We start from the raw sequence: 17848 nt of genomic DNA on the forward strand, positions 1-17848 counted from the left end.
TAATGTAGAAGAAGAAAAACTTTTTTTGGTTAAGTCCTCGATCGATTAGTATCAGTCAGCTCCACATGTCGCCACGCTTCCACCTCTGACCTATCAACCTGATCATCTTTCAGGGATCTTACTAGCTTGCGCTATGGGAAATCTCATCTTGAGGGGGGCTTCATGCTTAGATGCTTTCAGCACTTATCCCGTCCGCACATAGCTACCCAGCTATGCCTTTGGCAAGACAACTGGTACACCAGCGGTGCGTCCATCCCGGTCCTCTCGTACTAAGGACAGCTCCTCTCAAATTTCCTGCGCCCACGACGGATAGGGACCGAACTGTCTCACGACGTTCTGAACCCAGCTCGCGTACCGCTTTAATGGGCGAACAGCCCAACCCTTGGGACCGACTACAGCCCCAGGATGCGATGAGCCGACATCGAGGTGCCAAACCTCCCCGTCGATGTGGACTCTTGGGGGAGATAAGCCTGTTATCCCAGGGGTAGCTTTTATCCGTTGAGCGATGGCCCTTCCATGCGGAACCACCGGATCACTAAGCCCGACTTTCGTCCCTGCTCGACTTGTAGGTCTCGCAGTCAAGCTCCCTTGTGCCTTTACACTCTACGAATGATTTCCAACCATTCTGAGGGAACCTTTGGGCGCCTCCGTTACTTTTTAGGAGGCGACCGCCCCAGTCAAACTGCCCACCTGACACTGTCTCCTACCCCGATCAGGGGTATGGGTTAGAATTTCAATACAGCCAGGGTAGTATCCCACCGATGCCTCCACCGAAGCTGGCGCTCCGGTTTCTACGGCTCCTACCTATCCTGTACAAGCTGTACCAAAATTCAATATCAGGCTACAGTAAAGCTCCACGGGGTCTTTCCGTCCTGTCGCGGGTAACCTGCATCTTCACAGGTACTATAATTTCACCGAGTCTCTCGTTGAGACAGTGCCCAGATCGTTACGCCTTTCGTGCGGGTCGGAACTTACCCGACAAGGAATTTCGCTACCTTAGGACCGTTATAGTTACGGCCGCCGTTTACTGGGGCTTCGGTTCAAAGCTTCGCTTGCGCTAACCTCTCCCCTTAACCTTCCAGCACCGGGCAGGCGTCAGCCCCTATACTTCGCCTTGCGGCTTTGCAGAGACCTGTGTTTTTGCTAAACAGTCGCCTGGGCCTATTCACTGCGGCTCTTCTAGGCTTTAACACCCAAAAGAGCACCCCTTCTCCCGAAGTTACGGGGTCATTTTGCCGAGTTCCTTAACGAGAGTTCTCTCGCTCACCTTAGGATTCTCTCCTCGACTACCTGTGTCGGTTTGCGGTACGGGCACCTTTTATCTCGCTAGAGGCTTTTCTTGGCAGTGTGGAATCAGGAACTTCGGTACTATATTTCCCTCGGCATCACAGCTCAGCCTTTACGGAAACGGGATTTGCCTCATTTCCAGCCTAACTGCTTACACGCACATATCCAGCAGTGCGCTTACCCTATCCTCCTGCGTCCCCCCGTTGCTCAAACGATAATGAGGTGGTACAGGAATATCAACCTGTTATCCATCGCCTACGCCTTTCGGCCTCGGCTTAGGTCCCGACTAACCCTGAGCGGACGAGCCTTCCTCAGGAAACCTTAGTCATTCGGTGGATGGGATTCTCACCCATCTTTCGCTACTCATACCGGCATTCTCACTTCTAAGCGCTCCACCAGTCCTTACGGTCTAGCTTCAACGCCCTTAGAACGCTCTCCTACCACTGACATCGTAGATGTCAATCCACAGCTTCGGTGATACGTTTAGCCCCGGTACATTTTCGGCGCAGAGTCACTCGACCAGTGAGCTATTACGCACTCTTTAAATGGTGGCTGCTTCTAAGCCAACATCCTGGTTGTCTAAGCAACTCCACATCCTTTTCCACTTAACGTATACTTTGGGACCTTAGCTGGTGGTCTGGGCTGTTTCCCTTTTGACTACGGATCTTATCACTCGCAGTCTGACTCCCACGGATAAGTCTTTGGCATTCGGAGTTTGTCTGAATTCGGTAACCCGATGAGGGCCCCTAGTCCAAACAGTGCTCTACCTCCAAGACTCTTACTACGTGAGGCTAGCCCTAAAGCTATTTCGGAGAGAACCAGCTATCTCCAAGTTCGATTGGAATTTCTCCGCTACCCACACCTCATCCCCGCACTTTTCAACGTGCGTGGGTTCGGGCCTCCAGTTGGTGTTACCCAACCTTCACCCTGGACATGGGTAGATCACCTGGTTTCGGGTCTACGACCACATACTAATTCGCCCTATTCAGACTCGCTTTCGCTGCGGCTCCGTCTTCTCAACTTAACCTTGCATGTAATCGTAACTCGCCGGTTCATTCTACAAAAGGCACGCCATCACCCATTAACGGGCTCTGACTACTTGTAGGCACACGGTTTCAGGATCTCTTTCACTCCCCTTCCAGGGTGCTTTTCACCTTTCCCTCACGGTACTGGTTCACTATCGGTCACTAGGGAGTATTTAGCCTTGGGAGATGGTCCTCCCTGCTTCCGACCGGATTTCACGTGTCCAGGCCGTACTCAGGATCCACTCAGGAGGGAACGAAGTTTCAACTACAGGGTTTTTACCTTCTTTGACGGACCTTTCCAGATCTCTTCATTTACCCCGTTCCTTTGTAACTCCATGTTGAGTGTCCTACAACCCCAAGAGGCAAGCCTCTTGGTTTGGGCTATGTCCCGTTTCGCTCGCCGCTACTCAGGGAATCGCGTTTGCTTTCTCTTCCTCCGGGTACTTAGATGTTTCAGTTCCCAGGGTGTGCCTTCAATACCCTATGTATTCAGGTAAAGATACCACTCCATTACGAGTAGTGGGTTCCCCCATTCGGAAATCTCCAGGATCAAAGCTTACTTACAGCTCCCCGAAGCATATCGGTGTTAGTACCGTCCTTCATCGGCTCCTAGTGCCAAGGCATCCACCGTGCGCCCTTTCTAACTTAACCTAAAGGTTAATTCTCTTATTATTAAGAGAGAAAAAACTAATGTGGTGTTTCTTGTTTTCTTCTTTTACGATTATCTAGTTTTCAAAGAACGAAAAGATACAGAGGAATTGCTCCCTCAAAACTAAACAAACAAAGCGGTCAACAGTACAGACCAGAAGGTCTGCATTCCGATTGTCTTTACGACAATATCCTTAGAAAGGAGGTGATCCAGCCGCACCTTCCGATACGGCTACCTTGTTACGACTTCACCCCAATCATCTGTCCCACCTTAGGCGGCTGGCTCCTTACGGTTACCCCACCGACTTCGGGTGTTACAAACTCTCGTGGTGTGACGGGCGGTGTGTACAAGGCCCGGGAACGTATTCACCGCGGCATGCTGATCCGCGATTACTAGCGATTCCAGCTTCATGTAGGCGAGTTGCAGCCTACAATCCGAACTGAGAATGGTTTTATGGGATTGGCTCGACCTCGCGGTTTCGCGACCCTTTGTACCATCCATTGTAGCACGTGTGTAGCCCAGGTCATAAGGGGCATGATGATTTGACGTCATCCCCACCTTCCTCCGGTTTGTCACCGGCAGTCACCTTAGAGTGCCCAACTAAATGCTGGCAACTAAGATCAAGGGTTGCGCTCGTTGCGGGACTTAACCCAACATCTCACGACACGAGCTGACGACAACCATGCACCACCTGTCACTCTGTCCCCCGAAGGGGAACGTCCTATCTCTAGGAGTGTCAGAGGATGTCAAGACCTGGTAAGGTTCTTCGCGTTGCTTCGAATTAAACCACATGCTCCACCGCTTGTGCGGGCCCCCGTCAATTCCTTTGAGTTTCAGCCTTGCGGCCGTACTCCCCAGGCGGAGTGCTTAATGCGTTTGCTGCAGCACTAAAGGGCGGAAACCCTCTAACACTTAGCACTCATCGTTTACGGCGTGGACTACCAGGGTATCTAATCCTGTTCGCTCCCCACGCTTTCGCGCCTCAGCGTCAGTTACAGACCAAAGAGCCGCCTTCGCCACTGGTGTTCCTCCACATCTCTACGCATTTCACCGCTACACGTGGAATTCCGCTCTTCTCTTCTGCACTCAAGTTCCCCAGTTTCCAATGACCCTCCCAGGTTCAGCCGGGGGCTTTCACATCAGACTTAAGGAACCGCCTGCGCGCGCTTTACGCCCAATAATTCCGGACAACGCTTGCCACCTACGTATTACCGCGGCTGCTGGCACGTAGTTAGCCGTGGCTTTCTGGTTAGGTACCGTCAAGGTACCGGCAGTTACTCCGGTACTTGTTCTTCCCTAACAACAGAGCTTTACGACCCGAAGGCCTTCTTCGCTCACGCGGCGTTGCTCCGTCAGACTTTCGTCCATTGCGGAAGATTCCCTACTGCTGCCTCCCGTAGGAGTCTGGGCCGTGTCTCAGTCCCAGTGTGGCCGATCACCCTCTCAGGTCGGCTACGCATCGTCGCCTTGGTGAGCCGTTACCTCACCAACTAGCTAATGCGCCGCGGGCCCATCTGTAAGTGACAGCCGAAACCGTCTTTCAGCTTTCCCTCATGAGAGGGAAAGGATTATCCGGTATTAGCTCCGGTTTCCCGAAGTTATCCCAGTCTTACAGGCAGGTTGCCCACGTGTTACTCACCCGTCCGCCGCTGATGTCAGGGAGCAAGCTCCCATCAATCCGCTCGACTTGCATGTATTAGGCACGCCGCCAGCGTTCGTCCTGAGCCAGGATCAAACTCTCCAAGAAAGTTGATTTAGCTCAAAAATGTTACGTTGGCTAGTGTGTTATAACCGAAGTTATAATCACTAAAATTTATTATTGTTGACGTTTGTTTGTTTAGTTTTCAAAGAACAATGTTCGCCGCCTCTCAAAAGCGACTTTTTTATATTAACAGATTGTTAATGTTGCGTCAACCACTTTTTAATTTTCTTTTCTTATGTGTTACTTTATCGTGGCAACAGATAATAATATACCACCATTATAAACATGTGGCAATATGTTTTTGTCACTTTTTTATCAAATTAATATAGACGGAATATTCTAATTCTTATCATTAAGTTTTAACCATAAAAATAATACTATTTATATCCTAAAATAAAAAAGAGAAGAAAAGAACCTAAAGGCCTTTCCTTCTCTATTTACTCTTAACGATGGCGCATTAATGGGAATAATAGAACATCCCTAATTGATGGTGAATTAGTAAGGAGCATAACAAGACGATCAATACCAATCCCAAGTCCGCCTGTTGGAGGCATACCATACTCAAGCGCTTCAACAAAATCATCATCCATTAGATGCGCTTCATCATTTCCTTGTTCACGCTCTTTAAGCTGCGCTTCAAAACGTTCTCTTTGATCAATCGGATCATTTAATTCAGTAAACGCGTTTGCGTGTTCACGTGCTACGATAAATAATTCAAATCGGTCAGTGAAGCGTGGGTCTTCATCATTCTTTTTGGCTAGTGGAGAAATCTCAACTGGATGACCAAAAATAAATGTTGGCTGAATTAAAGTTTCTTCAACCTTTTGTTCAAAGAACTCATTAACGATATGACCATAAGTCATATGTTCATTAATTTCCACGCCATGTTCTTTTGCAAGCTGACGGGCTTCTTCTGTGCTCATTTCCTTCCAGAAGTCGGCGCCTGTTACTTCTTTAATTGCGTCGACCATGTGGACTCTTTTCCATTCAGGTTTAAGGTCAACCTCATATTCACCATATTGAACTGTAGTTGTACCAAGAACCTCCTGCGCTACATGGGCAATTACATTTTCCGTAAGAGCCATGATATCACGGTAATCGGCGTATGCCTCGTATAGCTCAATCATTGTAAACTCAGGATTATGTCTAGTTGACACACCTTCATTACGGAATACACGACCAATTTCATAAACTTTTTCGAGTCCACCTACAATCAAACGTTTTAGGTGGAGCTCAATCGCGATTCGCATATATAATGGCATGTCCAATGCATTATGGTGCGTAATAAATGGACGAGCTGATGCTCCCCCAGCAATCGCATGCATCATTGGTGTCTCAACCTCTAAGTAACCGTGACTATCTAAGTATCTACGCATTGATTGAATAATGAGTGATCTTGTGATAAACGTATGCTTGCTTTCTGGACTCATGATTAAGTCTAAATAGCGTTGACGATAGCGTTGTTCGATATCTTTTAGTCCGTGGAATTTATCCGGTAATGGACGAAGTGCTTTTGTAAGTAAAGTAAATTCTTGAACCTTTACAGATAGTTCTCCAACTTTTGTTTTAAATAGTGTACCCGAAACACCTACAATATCCCCTAAATCAGCTGTATCAAATAACTCATATTGCTCTTCTCCGACTGCATCATTACGAATGTAGAGTTGAATTTGTCCAGTTAAGTCCTGAATATGAGCAAATCCCGCTTTTCCTTTGCCGCGCTTCGTCATAATCCGGCCAGCTAACGTAACAGATACATCCTTCTGTTCGATTTCTTCTTTCTCAAGTTCACCATATTGATTGATTAGTTCTTGTGTGTTATTAGAACGTTCAAATCGTTTACCGAAAGGATCGAGTCCTCTTTCACGCAAACTATTCATTTTTTCACGGCGAACCCGTAATTGGTCATTTAATTCTTCCTGACTCATATGATCACTCCATTTTTAAAAACTTTTATCTCAGCCAAAGGCATTATACATAAATCAATTTTTTTGCATACTTTATTATTTTACACAATCTCAGCAGTTCAGACATCAAAAAAGAATTTTAAATAGAAATAAACTGCTAGTTTGGCACTAGCAGTTTATTTTATAACAAAGGTATTATAGAAAAAGTTGTTATTAAAGTCAAACTTATCCGACTTGTGAAATTTGACTTTCTTCATCTTCATCCACTAATCCATATAGTAATGCTACTAATTCAGCTCTTGTGTTACATTCATTAATAGCGTTTCGAACTCTTGCATTCCCTCTAATTCCTTTTAGATACCATGCCGCATGCTTTCTCATTTCACGAACAGCTATATGATCATTTTTCAGAGCAATTAGTCGATCTAAGTGGAGAACACAAACATCAATTTTTTCACTAGGGCTCGGCTCACCAATGAGCTCACCTGTTTCAAGATACTTAACAGTACGATAGATCATCCATGGATTTCCTAATGCTGCTCGACCAATCATGACTCCATCGCAACCTGTTTGCTCAAGCATCCGCTTTGCATCCTGAGGTGTCGTCACATCACCATTACCAATCACCGGGATATTAACAGCTTCTTTCACTTGGCGGATGATATCCCAATCGGCTTTACCTTCATACATTTGGTATCGTGTTCTGCCATGTAGAGCAACAGCTTGACCGCCAGCTCGCTCAACAGCTTGAGCATTTTGAACAGCAAAAATATGGTCTGGATCCCAGCCCATTCGCATTTTAACGGTAACTGGCTTATCCACCGCATCCACTACAGCTGCAACCATTTCATAAATCTTATTATGATCAAGAAGCCATTTTGCCCCTGCATCGACCTTGGTGATCTTTGGGACTGGGCAACCCATATTAATATCAATAATATCTGCGTTTGTATGTTTATCAACAAACTGAGCCGCTTCTACAAGAGTCTTCTTTTCTCCACCAAAGATTTGTAGACTAAGCGGTTTCTCTTGATCATCAATATAGAGCATATTCATTGTTTTTTCATTCTTATAAACGATTCCTTTGTCGCTGACCATTTCCGCACATACTAATCCAGCACCAAATTCTTTAACGGTAAGTCGAAAAGCTGCATTGCATACTCCCGCCATTGGTGCTAGAACTATCGGATTTTTCATTTCAATATTACCAATCTTTAACAAGCAATTATACCCCTTTCATCTAAGGTGTGCTTTTCTTTATCCCCAATTGGTTATTGTAATTCATCTGGAGGTGTCAATTCTATTACATCAATTTGTAAAACAGCTGCGACTTCTTCAAGAAAATCATGCGTTGGCACGCGATTGCCTCGTTCAATTTCACCCAGAATCGAAACAGATACACCAACCTTTTTTGCAAAGCCTTCTTGCGTAAATCCTTTCAGCTTTCGAAAAGCGCGAATACGTCTTCCCCATTTATCCGCTTCCATATCCGTACTCCTTCTTTATCAGGCAGATTTTCCACCCATAATGTCATAGGTTTCTCAATCTTCGGTACGTGAATGTTCTTGTTTATTTCTAATAGAGGTATCATAACAAATGCTCTTTGATGCATCCGAGGATGAGGAACTTTTAAATCTTCTGTTTCAATATTTTCTTGATTATACAGTAAAATGTCAAGGTCTAATGTTCTTGGCCCCCAAAAAATTTCCCGTTTTCTACCAAGAATGTTTTCGATTTTTAAACATAACTTTAATAACTCTGCTGGCGAAAGTCCAGTTGATACTTGGACCACCATATTTAGAAATGGGCCTTGCTCTTCGTAGCCAACCGGATCCGTTTCATAGATGGATGAAGAATTTACCACTTCTATTTCTGGCTCATTCTCTAATAGAAGAATCGCCTGTTTCAAATGGTCGAGGCGGTCGCCTAGGTTTGAGCCAAGTGCCAGAAAAGCCATATTTGCAGCCATTTTTATCTACTCCTTATTATTTCCACCGCAACATGTTCATAATGCCCGGGTATAGGCGGGTCTGGCTTTACGACCTTGACCATACATTCTACTACTTTATCGTAACCCGCAAGAACTTTCGTTGCGATTGATTCTGCCACCGCTTCTATTAATTGATAAGGTTGCCCTTCTACTACTTCCTTACAAACAGAATAAAGCTCTGCATAATTGATCGAATCCTCTAGCTGATCGCTTTGTCCTGCTTTCCTTAAATCAGCATAAACAATTAAATCGATGTTAAAGCGTTGACCTAGTCTCGTTTCCTCCGGAAGGACACCGTGGTATCCATAAAACTGCATATTCTTCAACTCGATTTTATCCACCTTACTCCCCCTTTCCTATCATCGCATCCATCATTTTTGCCATTCTTGCTATTTCTTTTACATCATGTACACGAACGATTTGACACCCTTTCTGGATCCCATAGCACACAGTGGCCCCTGTTCCCTCTAGCCGTTCTGAAGGTGGTAAATTTAACACATTTCCAATCATTGACTTACGAGATGTTCCTAGTAATACAGGATAACCCAACGAAACAATCTTGTCCAAATTTCGCATTGTTTCTAGATTTTCATCCAAGTCCCTTGCAAACCCAATTCCCGGATCAAGAATGATGTTTTCATCATTTACACCCGCTTGTTTAACCAGTAAAATGCTTTCATAAAGATCACGAAGCACATCACGCATAAACACTTGATAGTTGCGGTCATTACGATTGTGCATCAGGATTATCGGCACTTGTAGCTCAGCTGCAACAGTTGCCATGTGTGGGTCAGCTTTTGCTCCCCAAATATCATTGATGATACTGGCCCCAGCAAGGATAGCCTCCTTAGCCACTTTCGCCTTATAGGTGTCAATAGAAATCGGCACTTGAACATGTTGAACCAATGCTTTGATGACTGGAATAACCCGATCTAGTTCTTCTTCAACAGAAATCTGTTCATAACCTGGTCGAGTGGATTCTCCACCAATATCAATGATATCAGCACCATGCTCTACCATTTCAATCGCGTGTTTAATTGCTGTATCAAAATGAGAATATTGGCCTCCATCAGAAAAAGAATCAGGGGTTACATTTAAAATCCCCATGATTAAGGTTTTTTTGCCATAATCAAGCTGGTACGGACCACACTGAATAATATTTGTTTGCCTTTTTTCCATACTTTTTTCCTCCTGTAAAGACCAATGCCCCTAACATGGACAAAAAAATATCACATTTGTCTATCTCTATCATACATGAAGATGAAATTATTTTCATTTCTACATATTACGACATGATCCTATAATCTATCAAACACAAAAAAAGACATTAGCCGCTAAGCTAATGTCTCTTATTGTATTGACTATTCTTCAAACTGGTAAAGTGGAGTACTAAAGTAACGCTCACCATTATCAGGTATAATTGCTAATACTTTCTTACCTTTACCTAGTTGTTTTGCTACTTTTAAAGCGGCAGAAATGGCTGCTCCACCAGATACTCCCGCAAGAATTCCTTCTTTGCTTGCAGTATTTCGAGCTGCTTCATACGCTTGATCAGTAGTAATCTGAATTATTTCATCGTAAATCTTCGTATCCAATACTTTTGGTATAAAGCCTGCTCCAATACCTTGGATTTTATGAGGACCTGGTTTTCCACCTGATAATACTGGTGAATCAGAAGGTTCTACTGCATATACTTTAACTCCAGGAATTTCTTCACGAAGAACTTGACCGACACCAGTAATGGTACCACCTGTTCCAATACCTGCGATAAATGCATCTAATTGTCCGCCAACTTGTTCAACGATTTCTTTTGCGGTTGTATTTTTGTGAACTTCTGGGTTTGCAAAGTTGTTAAATTGTTGAGGAACGAAGTAGCCATTTTCTTTTGCAAGCTCTTCTGCTTTGCGAATTGCACCGCCCATTCCTTCAGGTCCAGGAGTTAATACTAATTCAGCTCCATAAGCACGAAGTAAATTACGACGTTCTAAGCTCATTGTTTCAGGCATTACTAAAATAGCTCTATATCCTTTAGCAGCAGCAATCATTGCTAAACCAATTCCTGTATTTCCACTTGTAGGCTCAATAATTGTATCGCCTGGTTTTAAGCTACCCTCTGCTTCTGCAGCTTCAATCATCGATAAAGCAATACGATCTTTTACACTGCTTCCTGGATTAAAGTACTCTAACTTTAAATAAACATCAGCACTGTTCTCATCTACTACACGATTTAATTTTACGATCGGTGTTTGTCCTACTAATTCTGCTACAGAATTTGCTACACGTGACATATCTCTCCACCTCTTAATCCGAGTATTTTTATAGGTTTAATAAAATCCTACCAATTTAATCGGTAAATGTCAATCCTTTTGTAGGAAAAATTAAAATATTCTCGATAGTTATTCCCTAAATTGTCAAAAATAGTCACGAAAAAAGGGGTTTGTTCCAAGCCCCCCTATTTACTCCTATTTTCCTGTATCTTTTTCATAAAACCAATCGACTTGCGCTTCGTCCCAAAAAAGATTAGCAGAAACAGGAACATCCATTTGATCAAGTGCTATTTGTCGACGTATTTGATTTTTTACCTCTTTATAAGAATATTCTTTTTTAGGTACACGCTCATGTAAAAGATAAATCACATAGCCTTCCTCTGTTTTTAGCGGCTTCGTCCAATTTCCCGGCTTAAGCTGCTTTATTTTTGAAAAATTGCTAGGAGATATCCCTTCCTCTTCTTCCTTTACATAGCCAATTTTCCCACCTTGACTTCTAGAAAACTCATCAATCGATCGCTCCATTGCCAATGCCTCAAAACTGGACCCTTGCTTCAATTCTTTACTAGTTTGCTCTGCTTCTTTTTTCGTATGAACCATGATTTGTGATAATTCATAAGAGGTGGGGATAACAAATAATTCCTTGTTATCTTGATAATATTTTTTCATTTCTCTACTTGATACAGCTACGTCCTTCGTAAGTAATTCTTCAAGCAAAAGACTGAGCTTAATCTGTTCGCGCAGCTTTTCTTCTGTTTCATTTTGATTTTCCAAATAGGACGAAGTTTTGACTAGTGTTAATTCATGATCTATTTCTTTTTCACTGATGGTTATGTTGTATTTGTTTGCCATTTGGACAATAACCTTTTGATCGACTAGATCCTTTAATGCACTTTCTCCAAAACGATCTTCCATTTCGGTTAGCCATTCTTGGCGCGATATCTTTTCGTCTCCAATCGTGGCAACATATTCATCTTTTGTTTTTATAAACAGAACGGTAGCCGTAACAATGTTTAAGATGATAAGAGCTGCGATGATGATCAAGAGATGTTTATTTTTCACTTGCCTTCCTCCACTGCTTCTCCGTTATTGAGCTTGTTTATGTAATTCTTCTAGCTCTTCTTTTGAAAATTGGTAATACTCATTGCAAAAATGGCAGTGAACTTCTGCTTGCCCATCCTCTTCGATCATTTCAATAATTTCATGTTTCCCTAAACCTATTATCGCAACAGCAAATCGTTCTTTCGAACATTTACATGTAAAACTTACCGGGAGCGTCTCAAGAAATTTAACGTTACCTTCGCCTAAGACTTCTTCTAAAAGTTCTTCAGGGCTAAGACCTTTTTCAATCAAACTTGAAACAGTTGGCATTTTCTTTAGGCTTTCTTCTATCTTTGTAATCGTTTGATCATCGATATCGGGCATCAGCTGAATAATAAAGCCGCCAGCAGCTAAAATTGAATTGTCAGGATTGACTAATACTCCGACACCAACCGATGTAGGGACTTGTTCAGACGATGCAAAATAATACGTAAAATCTTCACCTAATTCTCCTGATACAAGCGGAACTTGACCAGAAAAGAAATCCTTCAATCCTAAATCTTTAACAACAGTAAGTGTGCCATCCTTGCCTACTGCCTTACCTACATTTAATTTACCTTGGGCATTTTGTTCAAAATGAATATGAGGATTCGTCACATAGCCACGGACCTCACCTTTTGTATTACTATCGACTAAAATCGGGCCAATCGGACCGCCGCCTTCGATTTTTATCGTTAACTTTGCATCATCCTTAAGCATAGCACCCATCATTGCACCTGCAGACAGGGTTCTGCCTAAAGCTGCTGATGCAATTGGCCAAGTTTGGTGACGTCTTTGCGCTTCCTGGACAGTTTCCGTTGATCGCACAGCATAGGCTCTCACCTTACCATCAAAAGCTAACGCCTTTACTAAATAATCGTTCATTCTTTTGCTCCTTCCTTCATGTTGCCATGTTTATTTCTTTAGGTTTTCCATATTGCGTTTATAAATTAGCTTTAGACCCTTTAATGTCAAAAATGGGTCCACGATATCAATAACATTCGATTCTTCAGCAATCAATGTAGCTAATCCACCTGTTGCAATGACTTTTGGCGTTACATTGCTCTGCGCCTTCATCCGCTGCACAATCCCTTCAACCTGACCAACGTAACCAAAAAGAATCCCAGATTGCATCGCAGACACTGTATTTTTTCCGATAATATCATCCTGGACGGGCAATTTCAATCCTTGGAAGTTTGGCAGCTCTTGAATAAAGCGCCTCTGTTGATATACCAATTCCAGGAGCAATCGCTCCACCCATATATTGATTTTGTTCATCTACATAGCAATATGTTGTCGCTGTTCCAAAATCAACAATGATTAATGGACTTCCATATTCATGGATTGCGGCAACAGCATTAACAATTCGATCTGCTCCGACTTCACGAGGATTTTCATACTTGATATTAAGACCTGTTTTAAGACCTGGTCCCACAACTACAGGCTTTACATGAAAGTATTTATTACACATCCGCTCGAGTGCAAACATAATTGGAGGAACGACAGAAGAAATAATAATGCCATTAATTTCTGAAAAAGAAAGATTAACATGATCAAACAATTCCTTGATCATCATTCCATATTCATCTTCCGTTTTATTGCGATTCGTTTCGATTCTCCAATGGTGCTTTAGTTCTTCATTGTCGTAAACACCAAGAACGATATTTGTATTGCCAACGTCAAAAACAAAAATCACCGTACTCACCACTTTACAAAAATTTAATTTTTATTTATTTCTATTTTGCATCATATCATACTTACCAATCTTCGTGAAAGGAAACGCAGGGAGCCTTTCGCTTGAGACCCACCAAAATTTAATGCTTTCTTTACTTGAAAAAAAGGCGCTCATCTTGAGCACCTTTTTTAAACATTAATCGATTTTATTATTAGAATTACTGTCAGCATCAACATTTTCATCTTGTTTAGATGAAATGTTAACCTTAACGTCGTCTATGCTCTTATTTTCAGAAGAACTTATTTTACGATCTGGTAATTTGCCGTGTTCCTTTAAGCTCATAATTTGTTCTGCATCAAGTGTTTCAACTTCCAATAACGTATTAGCGATTAAGTTAAGTAGTTCACGATTTTCAGTTAAAATCTTCCTAGCTTTTTCGTAGCAGTCTTTAATGAAACGCTGCATTTCTAAGTCAATTTCATAGGCAATCGCATCTGAATAGTTTTGCTCATTATTAATATCGCGACCAAGGAAAACTTGACCTTGGGCTTGACCAAATTGCATTGGTCCCAGCTTATCGCTCATACCGTATTCAGTAATCATTTTTCTAGCAATACCTGTTGCACGTTGGAAGTCATTATGGGCACCTGTACTTACGTCCCCAAAAACAATTTCTTCAGACACGCGGCCACCAAGTAAACCGGTAATCTTATCTAATAATTCAGGTTTTGTCATAAAGTAGCGATCTTCTCTAGGTAGCATAACCGCATACCCACCAGCTTGACCACGTGGTACAATCGTAACCTTATGTACCATATCAGCTTCATCTAAGATTAAACCGATAACAGTATGACCCGCTTCATGGAATGCAACAATTTTTCTTTCTTTTTCAGAAATGACTCGGCTCTTTTTAGCTGGACCTGCAATAACTCGGTCTGTTGCCTCATCAATATCTAACATATCAACCTTTTTCTTGTTACGACGAGCTGCAATTAAGGCAGCTTCATTCAAAAGGTTTTCTAAGTCTGCACCAGAGAATCCAGGCGTTCTTGTCGCAATTGCTCTAAGATTTACTGAATCATCTAAAGGTTTATTCCGTGCATGTACTTTTAAAACTGCTTCACGTCCATTTACATCTGGACGGTCTACCGTAATTTGACGGTCAAAACGACCAGGTCTAAGTAAGGCAGGATCTAAAATATCTGGACGGTTGGTTGCAGCAATGATAATGATTCCCTCATTTGCTCCGAACCCATCCATCTCAACTAATAATTGGTTTAGTGTTTGTTCACGCTCATCATGGCCGCCACCTAGTCCTGCGCCACGCTGACGTCCTACAGCATCAATCTCATCAATAAAGATAATACATGGAGAATTTTTCTTTGCATTCTCAAACAAATCACGAACACGGGATGCTCCGACCCCAACAAACATCTCAACAAAGTCAGATCCACTGATAGAGAAGAATGGCACTCCAGCTTCACCAGCAACAGCTCTTGCTAATAATGTTTTACCTGTTCCAGGTGGTCCAACTAATAGAACCCCTTTAGGGATACGCGCTCCTAATTCAGCAAATTTGCGGGGATCCTTTAAAAATTCAACCACTTCTACAAGCTCTTGCTTCTCTTCATCCGCTCCGGCAACATCCTTAAAGCGCACCTTTTTCTTCTCATCATTGTAAAGCTTAGCTTTACTTTTCCCAAAGTTCATTACACGGCTACCGCCACCTTGAGCTTGGTTCAATAAGAAGAAGAAGAGGATAAAGATAATGATAAACGGAATAATCGAAGTAAAGAATGTTACCCATCCGCTTGTTTCTTTAGCTGGCAGCACTTCAACCTTTGTTTTCGCTGCGGCTTTTTGAATTTGGGATAGTGATTCTTCACTGTTCCATACATAAGTTAAGAAATACTTGCCTTCATCATAACTCTTAAGTTGGCCTCGAACTTGATAAACACCACGTTCCGGCTGTAACGTAAGTGTGCTCACTTGACCATCTTCAAGATGTTGAATAAATTTATCATACGTTATATTCTCGGTTGGATCATTGTTTCCATTAAAGAAGCTAACTACGCCAATAATGACTAAAAATATCAATAAATAAAAGATGGTATTACGGAAGATCCGATTCATCCCTTACCTCCTCCCTACTAAACAAACTATACTAAATAGTATCATAAAAAATTGCGTCAATACAAGGAATTAACCCTGTACCACTAGCTCTCGGCTATCCTACTCATTAGTTTTCACTTAACTATTGTGACTGTATACCTCAGGCTTCAAAACCCCAATATATGGTAGGTTTCGGTATTTTTCTGCATAATCTAAACCGTAACCAACGACAAATGCATCCGGAACAATAAAGCCAACGTAATCTGCTTCAAGATCCGCTTTGCGACCAGTAGGCTTATCGAGCAAAGTAACAATCTTAATTGATTTAGCTTTCCGATAGCGGAAAAGCTCAACAAGATAGCTTAATGTTAGACCACTATCAATAATATCCTCAATAATTAGGATATTACGACCTTCAACAGAAGTATCTAAATCCTTTAGGATTTTAACTTCTCCTGATGAAACAGTTGAGTTTCCATAGCTAGATACATCCATAAAGTCCATCTCTAAGTATGTATCTATTCTTTTTAAGAGGTCACCCATAAAAGGCATTGCACCTTTTAATACCCCAATTGCTAGAGGAAATTTATCTTGGTATTCCTCGGTCAATTGACCTGCAAGATCTTTAATCTTGGCTTGAATCTCTTCCTCTGTAATCAGTATTTTTTCAATATCTCTTTTCATTACAAGTTGCCCCCTAGAAGAATCATTGCTTTTATATGTTAATTGAATAGTGCCGATTTTCATGGACCCTTGTGCTTCATATTTGGATTTTTTAATTCCTGGCACCCAAAGAATGTTATCTTCGCTATCCGTTACAATGGGCCATTGGTTCCGCTTATGAATCGGGATTTTTTGATCAATAAATATATCTTTTAACTTTTTTGTACCAGTCATACCTTTTATGCTCATTCTGTCTCCATTTTTTCGAGTACGAATGATAAGGGGTAAAGAAATAATCGTTGGGTCCAAAACAATGGAGTGGACATCATGGTTTTGGGGTTCTAACTGACTAAACATAATCGATAGGACATCTCCATTTGGAATGGAAAGTGTACCAGAACGGTTGATTTCATATCGATAGGTTTCCATCACCTTTTTATCAAACTGAAATGTACACTGATTATAAGAACGAATTACTGTTAGCTTATTGGGTAGGTCTAAACTACCTGAAGGCTGAGAGCCGTTTATTAAACTAAAAATTTGATCAATATGTATGACGGAAAGAAAATCAAGTCTTTCTTGATAAAGATATTTTAATATTAGTTGAATCCCTCTCCGTTGTAAAGGCATTGGCATTGTTGAAAACATTTTAATGTCAAGCGTAATTTTTTCCTGCTCTTTTCTCATTACTGTATTCATTTTTTGGACAGTTAATTCCTGAAGTAGTTCCTCATCGCTTTGGAGTTCCTCGCTAAACCTTTGAAAATGATTATGTACTTGGGAGTTTTCTTTTTTAAGAAAAGGAAGTACATGTTTTCGGAATCGATTCCGACTATATACCTCTTTATGATTGCTTGGGTCTCGCCTTGGATCTAAGGCAAACTGCAAACAATAAGCTTCTATTTCATCCCTATTTATACAAAGAAAAGGCCTAATAATCTGTCCTGTATGAAAAGGGCGGTGAAGTAGAATTCCTGCTCTTGCCATCCCTGTACTTCCTCGGGTTAATTTCATTAAAATCGTTTCAATTTGGTCATCACCATGATGTCCAAGGGCCAAATAGGGGAACTGATAACGATCCATAACTTCTTTATAGAATTCATATCGACACTCTCTTGAGGCAACCTGAGAGTTTTTCTTCGTTTCGGCAATGATCATTGGAACATCGATGTGCTTAACCTCACAAGGAATCTCATGTTGCTTACAAAAAGCTTCAACAAATTTTGCCTCCTGATACGATTCCATCCCACGAAACATGTGATCTACATGTGCAGCAACAATTGATAGGTTCCACTTTTTTCTTCGTTTCCATAAGTAATAAAGAAGAGCTAAAGAATCTGGTCCGCCCGAAACCCCAACAACCACTCCTCTATTTGTTAAATTAATGCCATGCTCCCTTAAAAAGAGATCTACCTTATTTTCTAGCATGAGTATCTTCCTTTAAAACGTTTAATAAAAGCTTATCATTTTTTACGATAGCGGTACAAAATA

11 protein-coding genes, 2 rRNA genes and 2 pseudogenes are annotated in these 17848 nt (G+C 41.8%); all 15 read right to left on the reverse strand.

All coding sequences use genetic code 11. The annotated features are described in order from the left end of the window. Positions 1-25 precede the first annotated feature (25 nt). Positions 26-2963 (reverse strand): 23S ribosomal RNA (locus tag RGF10_RS00470). Between the two features lie 195 nt (positions 2964-3158). Further along, positions 3159-4708: ribosomal RNA gene (locus RGF10_RS00475) — 16S ribosomal RNA — on the reverse strand. The 16S and 23S rRNA genes sit together here, the layout of an rRNA operon. A gap of 398 nt (positions 4709-5106) precedes the next feature. Then, positions 5107-6591, reverse strand: a complete 1485-nt coding sequence (gene lysS / locus RGF10_RS00480) for a lysine--tRNA ligase (RefSeq protein WP_318506346.1) — start codon at positions 6589-6591, stop codon at positions 5107-5109. Positions 6592-6795: 204 nt separating this feature from the next. After that, on the reverse strand, positions 6796-7791 hold the full coding sequence (gene dusB, locus RGF10_RS00485) for a tRNA dihydrouridine synthase DusB (protein WP_318506347.1): 996 nt from the start codon (positions 7789-7791) through the stop codon (positions 6796-6798). 50 nt (positions 7792-7841) lie between these two features. Beyond that, positions 7842-8057, reverse strand: coding sequence for a helix-turn-helix domain-containing protein (locus tag RGF10_RS00490; RefSeq protein ID WP_318506350.1), 216 nt, complete (start codon positions 8055-8057; stop codon positions 7842-7844). Then, positions 8009-8539 carry a 2-amino-4-hydroxy-6-hydroxymethyldihydropteridine diphosphokinase gene (folK, locus tag RGF10_RS00495; RefSeq protein ID WP_318506351.1) on the reverse strand — a complete coding sequence of 177 codons (531 nt, stop codon included), beginning with the start codon at positions 8537-8539 and terminating at the stop codon, positions 8009-8011. Before folK ends, RGF10_RS00490 begins: the two co-directional genes overlap by 49 nt. 2 nt (positions 8540-8541) lie before the next feature. Further along, positions 8542-8901 carry a dihydroneopterin aldolase gene (folB, locus tag RGF10_RS00500; RefSeq protein ID WP_318506353.1) on the reverse strand — a complete coding sequence of 120 codons (360 nt, stop codon included), beginning with the start codon at positions 8899-8901 and terminating at the stop codon, positions 8542-8544. A 1-nt stretch (position 8902) separates the two neighbouring features. Further along, positions 8903-9739 (reverse strand): dihydropteroate synthase, encoded by an 837-nt coding sequence (folP, locus tag RGF10_RS00505; protein WP_318506355.1) that lies wholly within the window; start codon positions 9737-9739, stop codon positions 8903-8905. 182 nt (positions 9740-9921) lie between these two features. Then, a complete protein-coding gene (gene cysK / locus RGF10_RS00510; RefSeq protein WP_318506357.1) occupies positions 9922-10848 on the reverse strand; it encodes a cysteine synthase A in 927 nt (308 codons plus the stop codon). A gap of 174 nt (positions 10849-11022) precedes the next feature. Further along, entirely contained in the window at positions 11023-11889 is an 867-nt protein-coding gene (locus RGF10_RS00515; RefSeq protein WP_318506359.1) for a peptidyl-prolyl cis-trans isomerase, read from the reverse strand. A 24-nt stretch (positions 11890-11913) separates the two neighbouring features. After that, positions 11914-12792, reverse strand: coding sequence for an Hsp33 family molecular chaperone HslO (gene hslO, locus RGF10_RS00520; RefSeq protein ID WP_318506361.1), 879 nt, complete (start codon positions 12790-12792; stop codon positions 11914-11916). Between the two features lie 30 nt (positions 12793-12822). Continuing rightward, positions 12823-13603: pseudogene (locus RGF10_RS00525) on the reverse strand (type III pantothenate kinase). A 174-nt stretch (positions 13604-13777) separates the two neighbouring features. Further along, positions 13778-15715 (reverse strand): ATP-dependent zinc metalloprotease FtsH, encoded by a 1938-nt coding sequence (gene ftsH / locus RGF10_RS00530; RefSeq protein WP_318506362.1) that lies wholly within the window; start codon positions 15713-15715, stop codon positions 13778-13780. A gap of 117 nt (positions 15716-15832) precedes the next feature. After that, complete coding sequence (gene hpt / locus RGF10_RS00535; protein ID WP_412176707.1) at positions 15833-16378, reverse strand: hypoxanthine phosphoribosyltransferase; 546 nt, start codon at positions 16376-16378, stop codon at positions 15833-15835. A 132-nt stretch (positions 16379-16510) separates the two neighbouring features. Further along, positions 16511-17785: pseudogene (gene tilS / locus RGF10_RS00540) on the reverse strand (tRNA lysidine(34) synthetase TilS); the annotation flags it as partial. Between the last annotated feature and the right edge of the window lie 63 nt (positions 17786-17848).

This window comes from Bacillus sp. T3, from assembly GCF_033449965.1.
Taxonomy (GTDB): Bacteria; Bacillota; Bacilli; order Bacillales; family Cytobacillaceae; genus Bacillus_BU.